General features: G+C 66.4%; 17 protein-coding genes and 1 pseudogene. 14 read left to right on the top strand and 4 right to left on the bottom strand.

Annotation, left to right across the window (positions count from 1 at the left end):
• Positions 1–11 precede the first annotated feature (11 nt).
• Both def and AAYO93_RS10195 read left to right on the top strand, forming a co-directional pair.
• Positions 12–503, top strand: coding sequence for a peptide deformylase (gene def, locus AAYO93_RS10200; RefSeq protein WP_345761075.1), 492 nt, complete (start codon positions 12–14; stop codon positions 501–503).
• Between the two features lie 34 nt (positions 504–537).
• Positions 538–1,383, top strand: coding sequence for an NAD-dependent epimerase/dehydratase family protein (locus AAYO93_RS10195; RefSeq protein WP_345761074.1), 846 nt, complete (start codon positions 538–540; stop codon positions 1,381–1,383).
• A gap of 95 nt (positions 1,384–1,478) precedes the next feature.
• Here the strand turns inward: AAYO93_RS10195 and AAYO93_RS10190 are convergent, their stop codons facing one another.
• Positions 1,479–3,311 (bottom strand): AMP-dependent synthetase/ligase, encoded by a 1,833-nt coding sequence (locus AAYO93_RS10190; protein ID WP_345761073.1) that lies wholly within the window; start codon positions 3,309–3,311, stop codon positions 1,479–1,481.
• Between the two features lie 180 nt (positions 3,312–3,491).
• Here AAYO93_RS10190 and AAYO93_RS10185 point away from each other — a divergent pair, with 180 nt between their 5' ends.
• From AAYO93_RS10185 to AAYO93_RS10175, 3 genes are all read left to right on the top strand, one after another.
• Positions 3,492–4,442 (top strand): ROK family glucokinase, encoded by a 951-nt coding sequence (locus AAYO93_RS10185; protein WP_345761072.1) that lies wholly within the window; start codon positions 3,492–3,494, stop codon positions 4,440–4,442.
• Between the two features lie 34 nt (positions 4,443–4,476).
• The gene (locus tag AAYO93_RS10180) at positions 4,477–5,166 is read left to right on the top strand and encodes a lysophospholipid acyltransferase family protein (RefSeq protein WP_345761071.1); all 690 of its coding nucleotides are present in this window, start codon (positions 4,477–4,479) and stop codon (positions 5,164–5,166) included.
• Between the two features lie 120 nt (positions 5,167–5,286).
• Positions 5,287–6,636 carry a class II 3-deoxy-7-phosphoheptulonate synthase gene (locus AAYO93_RS10175; RefSeq protein ID WP_345761070.1) on the top strand — a complete coding sequence of 450 codons (1,350 nt, stop codon included), beginning with the start codon at positions 5,287–5,289 and terminating at the stop codon, positions 6,634–6,636.
• Positions 6,637–6,668: 32 nt separating this feature from the next.
• On the opposite strand, the gene pknB is transcribed toward AAYO93_RS10175, so the two are convergent.
• Positions 6,669–8,582 (bottom strand): Stk1 family PASTA domain-containing Ser/Thr kinase, encoded by a 1,914-nt coding sequence (gene pknB, locus AAYO93_RS10170; RefSeq protein WP_345761069.1) that lies wholly within the window; start codon positions 8,580–8,582, stop codon positions 6,669–6,671.
• Between the two features lie 70 nt (positions 8,583–8,652).
• Positions 8,653–9,687 (bottom strand): LysM peptidoglycan-binding domain-containing protein, encoded by a 1,035-nt coding sequence (locus tag AAYO93_RS10165; RefSeq protein WP_434056686.1) that lies wholly within the window; start codon positions 9,685–9,687, stop codon positions 8,653–8,655.
• 300 nt (positions 9,688–9,987) lie between these two features.
• Between AAYO93_RS10165 and AAYO93_RS10160 the strand changes: the two genes are divergently transcribed.
• From AAYO93_RS10160 to AAYO93_RS10145, 4 genes and pseudogenes are all read left to right on the top strand, one after another.
• Complete coding sequence (locus AAYO93_RS10160) at positions 9,988–10,329, top strand: Rv2175c family DNA-binding protein (RefSeq protein ID WP_345761067.1); 342 nt, start codon at positions 9,988–9,990, stop codon at positions 10,327–10,329.
• A gap of 40 nt (positions 10,330–10,369) precedes the next feature.
• Positions 10,370–11,197: a class I SAM-dependent methyltransferase gene (locus AAYO93_RS10155; protein WP_345761066.1), complete on the top strand. Its 828-nt coding sequence runs from the start codon at positions 10,370–10,372 to the stop codon at positions 11,195–11,197.
• A pseudogene (locus AAYO93_RS20190) lies at positions 11,103–12,245 on the top strand (DUF222 domain-containing protein); the annotation flags it as partial. The gene AAYO93_RS10155 and the pseudogene AAYO93_RS20190, both read left to right, overlap by 95 nt.
• A gap of 86 nt (positions 12,246–12,331) precedes the next feature.
• Positions 12,332–12,703, top strand: coding sequence for an HNH endonuclease signature motif containing protein (locus AAYO93_RS10145; RefSeq protein WP_345761064.1), 372 nt, complete (start codon positions 12,332–12,334; stop codon positions 12,701–12,703).
• Here the strand turns inward: AAYO93_RS10145 and AAYO93_RS10140 are convergent.
• On the bottom strand, positions 12,684–13,802 hold the full coding sequence (locus tag AAYO93_RS10140; protein ID WP_345761063.1) for a polyprenyl synthetase family protein: 1,119 nt from the start codon (positions 13,800–13,802) through the stop codon (positions 12,684–12,686). The genes AAYO93_RS10145 and AAYO93_RS10140 overlap by 20 nt on opposite strands.
• Before the next feature lie 75 nt (positions 13,803–13,877).
• On the opposite strand from AAYO93_RS10140, the gene AAYO93_RS10135 reads away from it, so the two are divergent.
• From AAYO93_RS10135 to AAYO93_RS10115, 5 genes are all read left to right on the top strand, one after another.
• Positions 13,878–14,270, top strand: a complete 393-nt coding sequence (locus AAYO93_RS10135) for a DUF3040 domain-containing protein (protein WP_345761062.1) — start codon at positions 13,878–13,880, stop codon at positions 14,268–14,270.
• A 253-nt stretch (positions 14,271–14,523) separates the two neighbouring features.
• Positions 14,524–14,955 (top strand): division/cell wall cluster transcriptional repressor MraZ, encoded by a 432-nt coding sequence (mraZ, locus tag AAYO93_RS10130; RefSeq protein ID WP_345761061.1) that lies wholly within the window; start codon positions 14,524–14,526, stop codon positions 14,953–14,955.
• Positions 14,956–15,055: 100 nt separating this feature from the next.
• Complete coding sequence (rsmH, locus tag AAYO93_RS10125; RefSeq protein ID WP_345761060.1) at positions 15,056–16,021, top strand: 16S rRNA (cytosine(1402)-N(4))-methyltransferase RsmH; 966 nt, start codon at positions 15,056–15,058, stop codon at positions 16,019–16,021.
• Positions 16,018–16,638: a hypothetical protein gene (locus AAYO93_RS10120; RefSeq protein ID WP_345761059.1), complete on the top strand. Its 621-nt coding sequence runs from the start codon at positions 16,018–16,020 to the stop codon at positions 16,636–16,638. Before rsmH ends, AAYO93_RS10120 begins: the two co-directional genes overlap by 4 nt.
• Positions 16,639–16,706: 68 nt before the next feature.
• Positions 16,707–18,464 (top strand): peptidoglycan D,D-transpeptidase FtsI family protein, encoded by a 1,758-nt coding sequence (locus AAYO93_RS10115; protein ID WP_345761058.1) that lies wholly within the window; start codon positions 16,707–16,709, stop codon positions 18,462–18,464.
• The last annotated feature ends 11 nt before the right edge of the window (positions 18,465–18,475 follow it).

Genomic DNA, 18,475 nt, shown 5'->3' with positions numbered 1-18,475 from the left:
AAGGAAGATTCGTGACCGAACGCCAGATCCGCCTCTTCGGAGACCCCGTGCTGAAGACCGTGTCCGACCCGATCGGCACCATCGATGCCGGTGTGCACGGTCTCGTCGAAGACCTGATCGACAGCGTCCTGCCGCCGGGTCGCGCCGGGGTGGCTGCGCCGCAGATCGGTGTGAACCTGCGGGCGTTCAGTTACAACGTCGACGGTGAGGTCGGGTACATTCTCAACCCGGAGATCGTCGAGCTCTCCGGCGAACCGGAGCTCGTCGACGAAGGCTGTCTGTCGGTTCCCGGACTGTGGTTCCCGACGATGCGCTATCCGTTCGCCAGGGTGACCGGGACCGACCTGGAGGGCCACACCATCGAGCTCTCCGGTACCGGGGTGATGGCGCAGGCGCTTCAGCACGAGACGGACCACCTCAACGGCACGCTGTACCTCGACCGGCTCGACAAGGAGCGCCGGCGCGAAGCGATGAAGCAGGTTCGGGAGAGCGACTGGTTCTGACCCGTTGCGTGGTTTCGCTCCCTAGACTTGGACAATGCGCATTGCAGTCACCGGTGGTTCAGGAAAATTGGGGCGCACCGTTGTGCGCACACTCGCCGAAGAGGGTAACCAGGTCATCAATCTCGACACCGCGGGGGAGCGTGGCCCCGGATTCGTCAGAGTCGACCTGACCGATTTCGGGCAGACGCTCGATGCCATCCTCGGCATCGACGACAAGCATGACGGCTTCGACGCCATCGTCCACCTGGCTGCGATCCCGGCCCCGGGCATCCTCGGCGATGCGGCGACGTTCCACAACAACATCCGCGTCACCTACAACGTGTTTCAGGCGGCGCGCCGGGCGGGCATCCGCAACGTCGTCTATGCGTCGAGCGAGACCGTCCTCGGGCTGCCGTTCGACGTGCCGCCGCCCTACATCCCGGTCGACGAGGACTACCCCGCCCGGCCCGAGAGCACGTATTCGCTGGTCAAGCACCTCGAAGAGCAGATGGCGATCGAGATGGTGCGCTGGGACCCGGCGCTCAAGATCGTCGCCCTGCGATTCTCGAACGTGATGGACGACGCCGATTACGCCGAGTTCCCCTCGTTCGACGCCGATCCGATGCTCCGCAAGTGGAACCTGTGGGGCTACATCGACGGTCGCGACGGGGCTCAGGCTGTCCGCCGCGCGCTCGACTGGGATGCGACCGGCTTCCACCGCTTCATCATCGCCGCCGCCGACACCGTGATGAGCCGGCCCAACGTCGACCTGGTCGAAGCGGTCTTCCCCGGCGTGCCGGTGAAGGGTGACCTCGGGCTGAACGACACGCTGCTCTCGATCGACAAGGCGCGACGGGTCCTCGGCTACGCCCCGGCGCACTCCTGGCGCGACGCGGTCTAGTACCGCCCTGGCCCACCCGGTCCCGCGAGCACAGGAAAAGTCAGCCTGAACCGAAGGTTTCAGCCGACTTTTCCTGTGCTCGCCGGCCAGCGCGCTTAGTGGGACAGCGAGATGCCCTGAGTCGCCGGTGAGCCGCTGTAGATCCCGTCGACGACGTCGGCGAAGTCCTCGAGGATGACGTGGCGCTTGATGCTGAGCTTCGGCGTCAGGTGGCCACTGGCTTCACTGAGCTCAGTTGAGAGCACCACGAACTTGCGAATCGACTCGGCCCGCGACACGTGGGTGTTCGCGACGTCGACCGCCCGCTGGATCTCCGCGAGGACGGCCGGGTTCACCGACGCCTCCCTCAGGGTCAGCTCCTTGTCCTCACCGTTGTTCGCGAGCCAGGCCGGAAGCATCTCGGGGTCGAGCGTGATTAGAGCTGCGATGAACGGCTTTTGGTCGCCGACGACGATCACCTGGTTGACGAGCGGATTGGCGCGGATCGGGTCCTCGAGAGCTGCGGGCGAGACGTTCTTGCCGCCCGCAGTGACGATGATCTCCTTCTTGCGCCCCGTGATCGTGAGGAAGCCGTCGGCGTCGAAGCTGCCGAGGTCACCGGTCTTGAACCAGCCGTCCTCGAACGCAGCGGCGGTCGCTTCCGGGTTCTTCCAGTACTCCTTGAACACGTCGACGCCCTTGACCTGGATCTCGCCGTCGTCCGCCAGGCGCACCGAGACGCCGGGCAGGGCCGGGCCGACCGTGCCGATCTTGAACTTGGTTGCGAGGTTCACGGTCGCGGGAGCCGTGGTCTCCGTCAGGCCGTAGCCTTCGAGGATCTTGATGCCGAGGCTGTGGAAGAAGTGTCCGAGGTGCGAGCCGAGTGGAGCCGAACCCGAGACCGCGTATTTCACGCGGCCGCCCATGGCATCCCGCAGCTTGCTGTAGACGAGCCGGTCGAAAAGGGCGAAGCGCAGGCGCAGCCCGAGCGGAATGCTGCCGCCGGCCTCGACCGCCTTCGAGTGCTCGACCGCGACGTCCGCCGCCTTGCGGAAGATCTTGCCCCGCCCGCCGGCTTCGGCCTTCTGCTCGGCGGAGTTGTAGACCTTCTCGAACACGCGCGGCACGGCCAGGAGGAAGGTCGGCTTGAACGACGCGAGCGAGGGGAGCAGCTGCCGGGTGTCCGGCTGATGTCCGACCTTGACGCCGGCGTGGACGCTGAGCACCGCGATGAAGCGTGCGAAGACGTGCGCGGTCGTGATGAAGAGGAGAGTGGATGCTCCACCCGGCGCATCCAGCACATCGCGCAGGGCGACGGCGGCGTTGCGCGAGAGCTCGACGAAGTTCGAGTGGGTGAGAACGCAGCCCTTCGGTCGACCGGTGGAACCGGAGGTGTAGATGAGGGTCGCGATGTCCTCGCCGCGGGCGAGGTTGCGGCGACGCTCGATCTCCGCGTCTGGCACGTCGACGCCGGCTGCGGCGAGCTTGTCCAGGTCGCCCAGGTCGATCTGCCAGATGTTCCCGATCAGCGGGAGCTCGGGATGCACTTCGTCGAACTTCGTGAAATGGTCGGGGGTCTCGAGGATCACGGCGACCGCGCCCGAGTCGCTCAGGTTCCAGTGGACCTGGGTCGGTGAAGACGTCTCATAGACGGGGACGAGCACGGCTCCCGCGAACCAGGTGGCGAAGTCGATGAGGGTCCACTCGTAGCGCGTCTTGCACATCAGGCCGATCTTGTCGCCGGGCTGGATGCCGGAAGCGACGAGGCCTTTCGAGAGTGCGATGACCTGGCGGAGGAACTCCGCCGAGGTGACGTCCTGCCAGCCGCCGTCCTTCGGGGTGGCGAAGAGGGCGGCATCCGGGCTTGCGGCGACACGGTCGATCAGCAGGTCGGTGGCGTTCGCCTCGGGGTCTGCCGGGACGACGGCGGGTACATCGAACTGTTGCACGGTAACTCCTTTGGTACCGGTGGGGGCCACGGCGCGACCCGTGCAATTGTGGATTTCGCACCAAATGGCCATCGGCAAATTGGTTAACTACACTCTAGATGGTGCGGGTAGCGCCGTTTTGAGCCTGCGTACCCCACATCCGAGTCACCTCACCCCCACCTTCGAGAAAGGCGCCCGTCTGTGCATTCGATCGGTATCGACATCGGTGGTACCAAGATCGCGGGGGCCGTCGTCGACGAGTTCGGTTCGATCGTGCGCGAGGACCGCCAGCCCACGACCGCCGGGCAGCCGGAGGAGATCGAGAACACTGTCGTCGAGATGATCGAGCGGCTCTCCGGCGGACCGGAGGAGATCGTCGCGGCCGGTGTCGCGGCCGCGGGGTTCATCGACGCTGCGCAGTCGATCGTCTATTACGCGCCGAACATCAACTGGCGGCACGAACCGTTCCGCGAGAAGCTCGAGTCACGACTCGACATGCCCATCATCATCGAGAACGATGCCAACGCGGCCGGATGGGCGGAGTTCCGCTATGGCGCCGGCCGCCTGGTCAGCGACATGGTCATCCTCACCATCGGTACCGGTGTCGGCGGCGCGATCGTCAGCAACGACCGCCTGTTCCGGGGCGGCTTCGGTGCCGGCGCCGAGGTCGGGCACATGCGGGTCGTCCCGGGCGGGCTGCCCTGCGGATGCGGTGCCCACGGCTGCATCGAACAGTACGGCTCAGGACGCGCGCTGGAACGATTCGCGGGCGAACTTGCCGACGCGGGAGGGATCGGTCAGGCCCTCGCCGATGTGCGAACGCGCAAGGGTGCGCTCAAAGGCAAGGACATCAGCAAGCTGATCCTCGACGGCGATCCCGGCGCGATCGCAGCCCTGCGTCAGCTGGGCGACTGGCTCGGCCAGGCCTGCGCCAGCCTCGGCGCCGTCCTCGACCCGCAGCTCTTCGTCTTCGGCGGCGGCGTTGCGCAGGCCGGTGACCTGCTCCTCGAACCGATCCGTCTCGCGTACCTCGAGAACCTGCCGGCGCGCGGATATCATCCGGAGCCCGAGTTCCGCATCGCCGAACTGGTCAACGACGCCGGTGTGGTCGGGGCCGCGGATCTCGCCCGCCTGCACGCTTCGCAGCGTTAGGCTGAGTCGCACTCGTCGAGGAGAATTCGCCCCCATGTTCTACTGGATCATGAAGCACCTGATCGCAGGTCCGCTGCTGAAGGGCATCTTCCGTCCGTGGGTCGTCGGCCTGGAGAACGTGCCCAAGACCGGCGGTGTGATCCTCGCGAGCAATCACCTCTCGTTCATCGACTCGGTCTTCCTGCCGCTGATCGTCGACCGGCGCGTGGCGTTCCTCGCCAAGAGCGAGTACTTCACGCGCACAGGCTTCAAAGGCTGGATGACCCGCAACTTCATGCTCGCCACCGGCCAGCTGCCGATCGACCGGTCCGGCGGCAAGGCGTCAGAAGACTCGCTGAACTCCGGTCTTGCCGTCCTCGCCCAGGACAAGATGCTGGGCATCTACCCCGAGGGCACCCGCAGCCCCGACGGCAAGCTGTACCGCGGTCGCACGGGTGTCGCCCGGATGATCCTCGAAGGCCAGGTCCCTGTCGTCCCGGTGGCCATGATCGACACCGAGAAGATCATGCCGATCGGTCGCCGCCTCCCCAAGGTCGGGCGCATCGGCCTCATCATCGGCAAGCCGCTCGACTTCTCGCGGTTCGAAGGTATGGAGGGCGACCGGTTCATCCTCCGGTCGGTCACCGACGAGATCATGTACGAGCTGCACGCACTGAGCGAGCAGGAATACGTCGACGTCTACGCGACCAGCGTGAAAGAAAAGCGAGGAGCCCTTTCGCGATAGGCTCAGGTTCAGGGCGCCGACTTCTGCGGCGCCTTCCTGCCAGTTTGAGGCGAACGGCTGCAGCCGCGCCCACGATCACGAAGCGGAAGTCCAGTGCTAGACACCACCGATCCCGTCGTAATGGCTGACGAATCTGTGATTGCCGGGCTGGACTATTGGCGCACGCTCGAGATCAAGCAGCAGCCGCACTGGCCAGACGCCGAAGCGGTGCGTGCCGCATCCGCGGAGATCGCGACGCTTCCGCCGCTGGTGTTCGCCGGTGAGGTCGACCAGCTCCGCGAGCGGCTCGGGCGCGCGGCCGAAGGCAAGGCATTCCTCCTGCAGGGCGGTGACTGTGCCGAGACATTCGCGGGCGCGACGGCCGACCAGATCCGCAACCGGGTCAAGACAGTGCTGCAGATGGCGGTCGTCCTCACCTACGGCGCTTCCGTGCCCGTCGTCAAGATGGGCCGCATGGCCGGCCAGTTCGCGAAGCCCCGGTCGAGCGACACCGAGACGCGCGGCGGAGTCACGCTCCCCGCGTACCGCGGCGACATCGTCAACGGCTACGACTTCACGCCGGAGTCGCGAGCGGCCGACCCGAGCAGGCTGGTGAAGGGGTACCACACCGCCGCATCCACGCTGAACCTCATTCGCGCGTTCACGCAGGGTGGTTTCGCCGACCTGCGCCAGGTGCACAGCTGGAACCGCGGATTCGCGGCCAACCCGGCCAACCAGCGTTACGAAGGTCTCGCCGGCGAGATCGACCGGGCCATCAAGTTCATGGAGGCGGCCGGTGCCGACTTCGACGAGCTGAAGCGGGTGGAGTTCTACTCCAGCCACGAGGGCCTGCTGATGGACTACGAGCGCCCGATGACGCGCATCGACTCGCGCACCGGTACCCCCTACAACACGTCGGCCCACTTCATCTGGATCGGCGAGCGCACGCGCGACCTCGACGGCGCGCACGTCGACTTCCTCTCGCGGGTCCGCAACCCCATCGGCGTCAAGCTCGGGCCGACGACGACGATCGACGACATGCTGCGGCTCATCGACAAGCTCGACCCCGAACGGCAGCCCGGTCGCCTGACGTTCATCACGCGGATGGGGTCCGGGAAGATCCGGGATGCGCTGCCTCCGCTTCTCGAAGCGGTCAAGGCGAGCGACGCCAATCCCCTCTGGGTGACCGACCCGATGCACGGCAACGGTCTGACAACGCCGAACGGCTACAAGACGCGTCGTTTCGATGACGTCGTCGACGAGGTCAAGGGCTTCTTCGAGGCGCACCGGGCGGCGGGAACGAACCCGGGCGGCATCCATGTCGAACTGACCGGAGACGACGTCACCGAGTGCCTGGGCGGCTCCGAGCAGATCGACGAGGCCACCCTCGCCACGCGCTACGAGTCACTGTGCGACCCTCGGCTGAACCACATGCAGTCACTGGAGCTCGCGTTCCTGGTGGCTGAGGAGCTCGGCGGCCGTCACTCGTAGAGCGTCGGGTGTTCGCCGAGCCTGTGCTCGGGCTAGAACCCTGCGAAGTTGACGGTTATCTCGGACCCCTTCGGGACCTCGGTTCCGGATGCCGGGGTGACCTTCGAAACAGTGAACGCTGCCGGCGCCACGTCGGCGAGGGCGTTGTACTTCAGTTTGAAGCCGGCGTCCAGGAGTGCCTTCTTCGCGACGTCCCATGTCGTCCCGACGAGGTTGTCCGGCACCGGCACTGGCGCCGGTCCGCGCGACACTTCGAGAGCCAGGGTGTCGCCGGGGCGCACAGGACCCTCCTTCTGCGGATTGGCCGAGATGACCGCATCCTTCGGAATCGTGTCGCTGTACGACTGCGGACCCGGTGTCGTCTTCAGTCCCGCTGCCGTCAGTTTCGCGGTCGCATCGTCGACGGACGCGCCCTTGACGTTCGGAATCGCACCGACGGAGACCACGAGGTTCACTTTCATGCCCTCGAAGTACGGTCCGCCGTTGGAGAGATCCTTGCCGTCTGCCGACGATGCGGAGATGACGATGCCACTCGGCACCGTCGCGTTGAACTGTTTGTCGACGGCTCCGACAACCGCCTTGACCCCGGTGATCTTCTCGATCGCGGCGTCCTGTGTGAGGCCAGCGAGCGTCGGCACGGTGATCGGGGCCGGCCCCTGCGACACGTTGATCGTGACCGTGCTTCCACGATTGGCGTGGGCGCCCGAGGGCGGATCGGTGCTCGCGACCAGTCCCTTCGCGATCGTCGTGCTGTAAGCCGTGCCCTGCTTCGTCTCGAAGCCGAGATCTTTCAGGGTGGTGGCCGCCGCATCCGGAGCCTTCGACGAGACGTCGGGAATGGCGACCATGGAGCCGGGTCCTGAGCCGAAGTACCAGCCCGTTCCACCCGCGACCCCCGCGAGCAGCAGCACCAGGATGAACAGCCACCAGCCGCGACCGCGCCGCTTCTGGGCCGTCTGCGTGAGGCGGGTGACATTGTCGGGAGTGGTGGAGGCGACCTGCTGGCGGATGGCCGGGTTGATGATCTGCGTATCCGCGTCACCGGCTCCAGCGACCAGCGCAGGCGACATCACCATCGTCTGGTGGAACGCCGCCGTCTCACCGCGGATCGACTTCTCGGCGTCGATCACGCGATCGAGCATTTCCCGTGCATCCTTCGGACGGTGGTCCGGATCTTTCGCGGTCGCCCACAGCACGATCTCGTCGAGCTCGGGTGGCACCGACGGATTCTTGCTGCTCGGTGTCGGCACTGTGTCGTTGGCGTGCTGGTAGGCGATCTGCATCGGCTGCTCGCCCTGGAAGGGCTGCTCTCCGGTGAGCATCTCGTACATCATGATGCCGAGGGCGTAGATGTCGCTTCGCGCGTCGGCGACGCCCCGGGTGACGAGTTCGGGGGAGAGGTACGCGATGGTTCCGAGGAGCGCCTGCCCCGTCGCCGTGTTCGCCGAAGCCGCGCGGGCGAGCCCGAAGTCCCCGATCTTGATGCGTCCGTCGTCGGCGAGGAGCACGTTCTCGGGCTTCAGGTCGCGGTGCACGATGCCGGCCTTGTGAGCGGCGGCGAGTCCGCTGAGCACCGCCTCCATGATGTCGATGGTCTGCTCGGGGGTGAGCTTGCCGTAATCCTTGAGCAGGTCGCGCAGCGTGATGCCGGGCAGGTACTCCATCACCAGGTACGCCATGTCGGAGTCCTGACCCTGGTCGAACACGTTGACGACGTTGGGATGTGCCAGACGGGCGGCCGAACGCGCCTCCTGAACGAAGCGGCTCTTGAACGTGTTGTCGTCGGCGAGGTGGCCGTGCATGACCTTGATCGCGACGCGGCGTTCGAGGCGCAGATCGGTGGCCAGATAGACGGTCGCCATCCCGCCTCGAGCGATCCGCGAGCGCACCTGATATCGGCCGTCGATTAGACGGCCGATCATCGGATCGGTCTGGCTCGTGGTCACCTTCTGAGTCTAAGGAAGGGGATGCTCACGAACCGGACAAAACACCGTGAACGCGGGGGAGAAGGCGGCTTCAGCGGAGGTGGGCGACCCATACACGCGCGGATGCCTCCCACTTCGCGTATGCGTTCGGGAAGGCTGAGAGCTGAACAGCCTGGGCTGCCTGCGTCACCGTCATCGAATGCCAGCCCCGGATGTCGAGAAGGCCGTGGGTCCTGCCAGGGTTCGGGTTGTGGTGGCCCCCGAAGAATGCGAGCGCTGCGCGGTACGGATCCATGACCTGGGCCGGCGTTCCCCACCCGGTGCTCGGACGCTGCTGGAAGATTCCGAGCGAGTCGCGATCGCCATAGTGCACGTTCCGGAGACCGGACTCCTGAGCGGCGGCGGCGAGCGCGATCACGAGGCCGTAGTCGTCGACGCCCTCGCGCCGGCCGACGGAGACGATGATCGCGGCGTTGGCACGCATCTCGTCGGTCAGCGCGATGATCTTGCCTGGCGCGGGCGCCGCGGGTGCCGGCGCTGGTTTCGGTGCGGGTTTCGGTGCGGCCGGAGCCGGGGCTGCCGGGCGCGACACGGGCGTGTTGTGCGCTGCGAGCGCAAGACCGAGCGGGATGGTGATCGACTGGCCGGGGAAGATGAGGCTCGAGCGGTCGAGTCCGTTGGCCGAGAGGACGGCCTGGGTGGAGACGCCGTGCGCCTGGGCGATGCCGCTGATCGTGTCACCGGAGACGACGATGTGGCGCGCGACCGTCGGGGCGTGAGTGACGGGTGCAGCGCGTTTCGGGGCCGGGGCGGCTGCATTCGCGCTCACGAGCGCGAGCACCTGGCCCGGAAAGATGAGGCTCTTCCAGCTGAGTCCGTTCAGCGCGAGCACACTCGCTGTCGACAGGCCGAAGCGCCCGGCGATTCCGCTGACGGTGTCGCCCGATACCACGGTGTAGCGCGCGGGAGCAGCGGCCGCAGCGAATCTGGGTGCGGATGCGGAGTCCTTCGACGTGATCGTCGACGTCACGCTTCCCGCCGCATCCGGAGCCTTGTCGCGGGGTCGGTCGCTCTCTCCCTTAACGGGTGCTGCCGCCTGCGCGGGCGTGATCAGACTCAGCGTCATCGCCAGCGAACTCGCTATGGCGATCGGCACGGTTGCCAGAACGGCTCGCGGCGAACGGCGGCCCTGGCGTGACCGGATGTGGCGCGGCCTGTTCGGCTGCTCGTTCTGCTGGTGTTCTGGTCGATCGAACGCGGCGTGAAGTGGCGACATCGTGACCCCCGTCCGTTTGCCTCGTCGGTCTCCAACGCTGGCACACAATGTGTAAGGAGTCAATTAGAGTGACGAAAGTGAATTGAGTTTACACAATCGTAACAATCAAGGGCGTTCGTCAGCGGGCGCTGCGCGTGGCACTCTAGGAGGGTGACCGAGCAATCCGCCGCCCGTGAGTGGCTGACCATTCCCGATCTCGTCGAACGTCTGGGGCTGTCCGTCAGCCGCGTTCGCAGACTCATCGAAGACCGGCACCTTGCTGCCATGCGTGTCGACGGCGTGCTCAAGGTCCCGGCCGACTTCATCAAGGACGACGAGCCACTGACCGAATTGCGGGGGACTCTGATCGTTCTCGGCGACGACGGTTTCGACGACGATGAAGCTGTGGCCTGGCTCCTGGAGTACGACGACACACTGGGAGTCGCGCCGATCGACGCGCTGCGGGCAGGACGCAAGGCCGAAGTACGGCGGGTCGCCCAGGCGCTCGCCTGACGGAAGGCGTGTAGTGGTGGTAGCCGGCGGGTCTGCAGGGATGAACGAGTCGGCGAGTTCCCGAGCCTCGCCGGCTGATCGCGAGGCTGTCCCACGTGGAGGCGACGCCGACTATGGCGTCATCGGGACCGAGTACGCGCACTATCGACGCGAAGAGCCGGCGATCGCAGCGGTCATCCACCGGATGCTCGGTTCGGCTGTCACTGTCGTCAACGTCGGCGCCGGGGCGGGCTCATACGAACCGCGTGGTCGTCGGGTCACCGCGATCGAGCCGTCCGCGGTGATGCGATCGCAGCGAGGCGGCCAATTGCCGGCAGCCGTGGACGCGTTGGCGGAGGACCTGCCGTTCCGCGACGACGAGTTCGATGGCGGGATGTCGACGTTCTCAGTGCACCAGTGGCGCGACCTGAAACGCGGGCTGTCGGAACTGCGACGGGTCACGAGGGGGCCGGTGGTCGTCCTGACGTGCGATCCAGACGCCCTCGACCGCTTCTGGCTGGTCGACTATGCGCCGGAGGTGATCGAGGTCGAGCGCCGACGTTACCCGGCGCCGCGGCGAATCGCGAGGATTCTCGGTGACGACGCGATCGTCGAGCCCGTGCCGGTTCCGCTGGCATGCGTGGACGGCTTCGGCGAGGCCTACTACGGCCGGCCCGAGCTGCTGCTCGACCCGGGCGCCCGCCGCGCGAACTCGGCGTGGAGCTTCGTTCCGGCGGATGTTCACGAACGCTTCGAACAGGAGTTGGGCCGGGACCTCGCTGACGGGACCTGGGATGAACGATATGGGACGCTTCGCTCGGTCGCCCAGTTCGAAGGTTCACTGGTTGCGGTGTACTCAGCCGGCGCGTCCGGTTCCTCGCCCGTCTGAGCTGCGGCTCCTCCACAATCGACCCGACGCATCTGCTCTCAACCGATCGCAGCGCGGCCCTTCGCGCCGTTGTCGCGGCTGGTTGACTCAAGGCATGACCACCGACCAGCGCAACCGAGGCGAGGCTTCATGCGAAACGTTGCTCGGCTCTGCTCTGAACGACCTTGTCGGGGAGCCGGCGGTGCTTTCCGACAGGGAGCTCCAGGGGCGCATGGTCGACGTGTCCCGGCTCAAGCGATTGGTCGACGCGGCGAGTGCCCGGCTGGCGGGAGAGATCGCGACCAGATCGGGGCGCGAGGCCGGGCATTCCGGCCTGGCGGCACGGCACGGGCATCGCAACGCTGCATCGTTGGTGCGGCAGCTGTCCGGGTCGAGCTACCGCGAGGCCGCCGCACTGGTGAGGGTCGGGTCTGCGATCGCTGCAGCGTCCGGCGGCGCGGTCGACGAACCAGGAGTCGGCGCCCAGGGCGTGGAATTCGGCCCGGTTGTCGCCGGGCTGCTCGACGCAACGATTGCGTTGGATGCCGCTGACGGCATCCTCAGGTCGCTGAGTCCGGTTTCCGGCTCGGTCGACCCGTCCGCCTTCGGGTCGGTGATCGGGGCCCTCGCCCGTGAATCACGGAGCACCCACTCGGACGCAGTCGCGCGTATGGCTGCCTCGGCGCGTGACACGCTCGACCGACAGGGCGTTGCGGAGCGGGAGCAGGTGCTGCGTGAGAAGCGATTCCTCCGCATCGGTCCCGAGATCGACGGGATGCGGAGGCTCAGCGGTCTCCTCGACCCGGAGTCGGCCGCAGTGATCGTCTCGGCCGTCGATGCCGTGACGGCGCCCCGACGGGGTGGTCCGAGGTTCATCGAGGTCGGCGACAGGAGGCGAGCCGAGGGCGTCGTCGACGACGGCCGTTCGGTGGGTCAACTCGCAGTCGATGCGGTCGTCGAGATGGTGCGGATAGCAGGGGAAGTCGACGACAGCCGCGTCTTCGGTGCGACGAAGCCGGCAGTTCGGGTCTCGGTCGATTACACAGATCTCCGGCGTGAGCTGAACGACGTCAGCCGAGGCACGAGACGTCGGCGGAGCCGATCAGCGCGGCGACTGCGCGACGAATCGCGTGCGACGCGGGTGTCCTCCCCATCGTGTTCGGCGGAGCGAGTGAAGTGCTCGACGTCGGCCGCGCACGCAGGCTGTTCACGGGTTCGCAGCGCGTCGCACTCGCCGAACGGGATGGCGGATGCCGGTGGCCGGGGTGCGATCGGCCGCCGTCCTGGACGGAAGCGCATCACATCGACCCCTGGGCCGCCGGTGGGCGCACCGACCTCGACGACGGGGTACTGCTCTGCCGCCATCACCATCTGCTTCTTCACAACAACGGTTGGAGAGTGGTACGGGCAAGGGATCCGGGCCAATTCGCGCTGATACCGCCGCGAGAACTCGACGCGCAACAGCGGCCCAGGCCGATGCCGACACGTAGACGCGGACAGGTTCGCGTCAGAAGTCGCGTCGGGTGACCGTGGTTGCGAGTTCCCTGAGTTGGAAACGGGCCTGCGCCGCCAAAGGGGCGGCATCGACTGCGGCGATGGCACGCTCGACGTTCTCGGCGATCATGGCCTCGATGGCATCGACTGCGCCGCTCTCCCGAATGGTGCGCTGCAACATGTCCACCTGCTGCGCGGTGAGGTCGGGGTCGCCGAGGAGTTCGTCGAGGAGTCGTCGCTGCCCGTTCGACAGTTGCTTCCTCGCCAGCGCGATGAGCACCGTGCGCTTGCCCTCACGGAGGTCGTCGCCGCTCGGCTTGCCGGTGACCGATGCATCGCCGAAGACTCCGAGCAGGTCGTCTCGCAGCTGGTACGCGATACCGAGAGGCAGCCCGAAGCTCCGCAGGGAGTCGATCTGCCCGACCGTCGCACCGGCCAGTTGGGCTCCGATGACGAGCGGTGCTTCGACGCTGTATTTGGCCGATTTGTATACGATCACCCGCTCGGCGCGCGACAGATGCTCGGCTTCGTCCTGAGTGTTCCAGGCGCGCTCCTCGAGGATGTCCAGATACTGGCCGGCGGTCACCTCGATGCGCATCCGGTTGAACTCCGCACGGGCGGCACGGCGACCGGAAGCGCTGGGGAGCTCCTGAAGTCCTTCGTCGAAGAGTTCGTCACTCCAGCTGAGCAGCAGGTCGCCGAGAAGGAGCGCGGCGCTCGACCCGAAATCGGCTGGATCGCCGGTCCAGCCCTCCTGACGGTGAAGTGTCTCGAATCGACGATGGGCCGCCGGAGAACCGCGGCGGGTGTCCGAGTTGTCGATGATGTCGTCGTGGACGAGAGCTGCGGCGTGGAAGAGCTCGAGTGCGCCTGCAGCCGAGACCACGGGAGCAAGCGCTCCGGTCGATTCGACGAATGCCGAATCGGGGTCGGAACCGACGGACCGTGCACTCTGCCAGCCCCAATAGCAGAACAGGGCGCGGAACCTCTTTCCGCCGCTGAGAAAGTCCCGAGAGAACGCTTGGATCGGGGAGAGTTCGGCACCGATCGAGACGAGAATGGGGGAGCGGGTGTCGAGGAAATCATCGATTCGGGACTGCACCAGGTCGACGAATCGTATGCTTTCTCCCACACGCCTAGCCTAGCTACCCCAGCGGGGTTAGAATCAGCTTCACAACGCGTCGAACCCGAGCAGAGGGGGACCTGGATGCCGCTTTCAGAACACGAGCAGCGCCTCCTCGAAGAGATGGAGCGCAGCCTCTATCACAACGATGCAGACTTCGTAGCCACAGTGGGCGGCAGACGGGGTCGACCAGCATACCGGTCGATCGTCCTCGGCATCCTGCTCGCGGTCGTCGGGGTCGGCGTGCTCATCACAGGCGTGTTCATCCAGGTGCCGATCGTCGGCGTCGTGGGATTCGTCCTGATGTTCGCCGGGGTGCTCCTGGCAATCGCTCCGCCACGTCGCAGTTCGGCAGCGCCGGAAGACGTGACCGATCGCCCGGCCAACCACAACGGCGGCAGTAGCTCCGCGCAGCCGGGCTTCATGGACAAGCTCAACGACCGGTGGGACAAGCGGCAGGACGGCCACAACAACTAGGCGCTCCTCCACCCGCCTCCATCGGCGGAACAGAATCTGGGTCGATCTTCGGATCGGCCCCTTTTTTTGTGCCTGGAGGCCTCGGCCGGCTCCCGGGGCCTCCATTTTCCTCCACCGCTGAAATCCCTGATATTTGGCGGCCGAATGACCCCAATGTGGGGCTAAGCGAGCATATTTCATTGAATCGTGGATGGTAGTGGAGTAAAGTGGAGTCACACCGCAACCTTGGCCGGAAGAGTGGGGGGAGAAGCCGATGTTCCTTGGCACGTACTCTCCGAAGCTCGACGAAAAAGGCCGCATCATCCTGCCGGCCAAATTCCGGGATGAGCTCGCCTCCGGCATCGTGATGACCCGCGGCCAGGAGCATTGCGTGTACGTCTTCAGCCAGCGCGAGTTCGAGTCGCTGCACGAGAAGATCCGTCAGGCGCCCGTCACCAGCAAGCAGGCCCGTGACTATCTCCGTGTGTTCCTGTCCGGTGCCAGCGCCGAGACACCCGACAAGCAGAACCGCGTGACGGTTCCCCAGTCGCTTCGCAGCTACGCGGGGCTCGACCGCGACCTGGTCGTCATCGGCGCCGGCAGTCGTGCAGAGATCTGGGACGCAGAGGCATGGGAGACCTACCTCGCTGAGCAGGAGGCTTCATTCGCGAACACGACGGAGGAGGTGATCCCGGGACTCTTCTAGCCCTGGCGCCTGACTCCCAGCCATTCGCCGCCCTGACACACTTCCCCGGTGCCAGGTCGGAATGGATGGGGATCAGGAATCAGGAGCAGCACCCGCCGCCATGACCGACAACACTCCCGCAGACCGTCTCCACACGCCAGTCCTCCTCGAGCGCTGCGTCGAACTGCTCGCACCGGCGCTCCAGGCTCCCGGCGCGGTCTTCGTCGATGCCACGCTCGGCATGGGCGGACACTCGGAGGCGTTCCTCGAGCGTTTCCCCGAACTGGTGCTCGTCGGCCTCGACCGCGACCCGGAGGCGCTGGCGATCGCCGGAGAACGGCTCGGCCGTTTCGGCGACCGCGTACACCTGGTGCACACGGTCTACGACGGGATCGCAGATGCGGTGCACGAGCTGGGTTTCGACGAGATCGACGGGGTGCTGTTCGACCTGGGTGTCTCCTCCCTCCAGCTGGACCGGGTCGATCGGGGGTTCTCCTACTCGAAGGATGCCCCGCTCGACATGCGTATGGATTCGACGAGCGAGCTGACGGCAGAGACGATTCTCGCGACCTACAGCGAAGCGGACCTGCGGCGCATCTTCCGCGACTACGGCGAAGAGAAGCTGGCGCAGCGGTACGCGCACCGCATCGTCGAAGCCCGGCAGGAGCATCCGTTCGTCCGCTCGGCGCAGCTGGTCGATGTGATCACGCAGGCGACGCCGGTCGCTGTCCAACGTCAGGGGCACCCGGCGAAGCGCGTGTTCCAGGCGCTGCGCATCGAGGTCAATCAGGAGCTGGCCGTGCTCGAGCGCGCGATACCGGCTGCGATCGACGCCCTCGCCGTCGGCGGACGGATCGTCGTCGAGGCCTACCAGTCGCTCGAGGACCGCATCGTCAAGCGCGTCCTCCAGGCGAAATCGACCTCGAGTGCTCCCGCCGGCCTGCCGGTCGAGCTCCCTGAGCACCGACCTGAACTGAAACTGCTGATCCGCGGCGCCGAGCTCGCGGACGACGACGAGAAGGCGGCCAACCCGCGCGCGACTCCGGTCCGCCTGCGAGCAGCCGAACGAGTGAGGAGGGGCTCATGAGCACGAACGTGGCTGAAGACCGCCGGGCGCTGTGGATCGGTCGAACCGCGCCCCTCACCCACGACGAGGAGCACACGAGCCACCTCGAGGTCGTCTCGACGCGCGGCCAGCGTCGCGCTCGTCCGCGCACGGTCTACGCGATCGTAGCTGTCGCGACCCTCCTCGCCATCGTCATCGCGCAGCTTCTGCTGAGCATCACGATCTCGCAGGGTGCGTACCAGCTCAACACCCTCCAGGACAGCCAGAAGCAACTGCAGCGGGACTACCAGGCCGCGTCGGAGGATCTCGACCGCCTCGCCTCGCCCCAATACCTGGCGGCCAGTGCGAACGCCCTCGGCATGGTGAGCAACAGCAGCCCCGCGTACCTCCGGCTCTCCGACGGCGCGATCCTCGGCGCGCCCGAGGCCGCGTCATCCGCTGCCGGAACCGTCACGGGCGGCCAGGGCAACCTGGTTCCGAACGCGTTGCTGGCGGGCGTCCCGCTGGTGAACCAGCACGCGGCACCCCCGAAGACGCCGAAGACTGTGAATACATCAAGCACGAGCGTGCCTGCCACGCCCGCGGCGCCCACGACCCTACCGTTGAACGGAGCGCTGCCGACGCCGGTGACGCACTGACGTGACATGGACGCGACACCGACGCGACGCGGACTGGTGACGCTGACGGAAGGACGACCAGCACAGTGATGACCCGCAAGTCGATGCGGCGCCGAACGGCCGTCACGGTTGCCGCCATCGTCGTGACCGTCGGTGTTCTCGGCGGCAAGCTGGTGGACATCCAGGTCGTGCGTGCCGACGAACTGCAACGGCAGTCGGTGAACGCGAAGTCGTACTCGCAGCCTCTGTACGGCATCCGCGGCGACATCGTGGACGAAGCCGGGAACACCCTGGCCGGGAGCGTCTGGCGGTACACGGCGGCCCTGTCGCCATTCGATGCGAACGAGGCGGCGAAACAGGATGGGCAGTCCACGCTGACGAAGGCCGTGAACGACATCGGCCGCATCACCGGCAAGGGCGGACCAGCGATCCTCGCGCTCATCCAGAACGCGCTCAAGTCGGATCCGCAGTCCAAGTACGCCCTGGTGAAGTCGGGCATGGATGTGACGATGTTCGACCAGCTGGACAAGCTGAACATCCCGTGGCTGAGCTTCACGAAGACACCGTCCCGCACCTATCCGAACGGCGCCGTCGGCGGCAACCTGGTCGGTTTCGTCAGTGGGGAGGGTCAGGCGCAGGCCGGACTGGAGCTGAGTCAGAACGCGTGCCTCGCCGGCCAGAACGGCAAGGAGACATCGCAGCTCGGCGCCGACGGTGTGGCCATCCCGGGAAGCACGGTCGTCGAGAAGCCGGCGAAGAACGGCGGCCAGCTGGTCACCACGATCGACAGCGACCTGCAGTGGTTCGCCCAGCAGGAGCTCGCCCAGGTCGTGCCGGCGCTCGGTGCGAAGTTCGGCTTCGTGACCGTGGCCGAGGTCAAGACCGGCAAGCTCCGCGCCGTGGCGCAATACCCGTCCGTCGATCCGAACAACGTCGACGGGACGCCGTCGAACTACTGGGGTGCGCTGCCGTTCACGACCCCGTACGAGCCGGGCTCCACTTTCAAGGCGCTCACCGCGTCCGCGCTCATCGACAACGGCAAAGCGACCCCGGCGTCCCAGGTCATGGCGCCGTACCGCTTCGTCTCCGGCCACGGGGCCGACCTCCACGACTCGGGCTTCCACGACACCGAACGGCTCACGCTGACCGGCGTGCTCATGCTGTCGTCGAACACCGGCATGTCGATCCTCGGCAGCAAAATGGACGACACGGTCCGTTACAACTATCTGAAGGCCTTCGGGATCGGGCAGGACACCGGCATCGACTTCCCGGGCGAATCGTCGGGCATCCTGCACCCGGTCAGCTCGTGGGACGACCAGACCAAGTACGCGACGATGTTCGGCCAGGGCGTCTCGGCGACCCAGATCCAAATGGTGAGCGCGTACCAGGCGCTCGCGAACGGGGGCAAGCGCATCCCGCTGCAGCTGATCGACGGCTGCAAGCAGGCCGACGGAACCATGACCGATGTTCCGAAGCCCAAGGCGACGCAGGTGATCTCCCGGTCTGCTTCGCAGCAGACGCTGGGAATGATGGAATCCGTCGTGCAGCAGGGTGAGCTCTCCAAGCAGCTCAACATCCCCGGCTACCGGGTCGCTGCGAAGACCGGTACGGCACAGCAGCCGGACGGACGAGGCGGCTACTTGCCGAGCTACTACGTCTCTGTTATGGGCGTCGCTCCGGTCGACGATCCGCAATATGTCGTTTCGGTCAACATCGGGTACCCGACTACGATTACTTCGTCGGCAGCAGCGGCGCCACTGTTCAAAACGATCATGAGCCAGGTGCTGAAGACGTTCCGGGTCAAGCCGTCGACGACAGCTCCCGCGAACTACGACCCGTACTACTGAAAGTGAGCCCC

It is taken from the genome of Diaminobutyricibacter sp. McL0608 (assembly GCF_039613825.1).
Taxonomy (GTDB): domain Bacteria; phylum Actinomycetota; class Actinomycetes; order Actinomycetales; family Microbacteriaceae; genus Diaminobutyricibacter.
The sequence above is the reverse complement of the archived record's forward strand: the minus strand, read 5'-3'. Positions and strand labels throughout refer to the sequence as shown.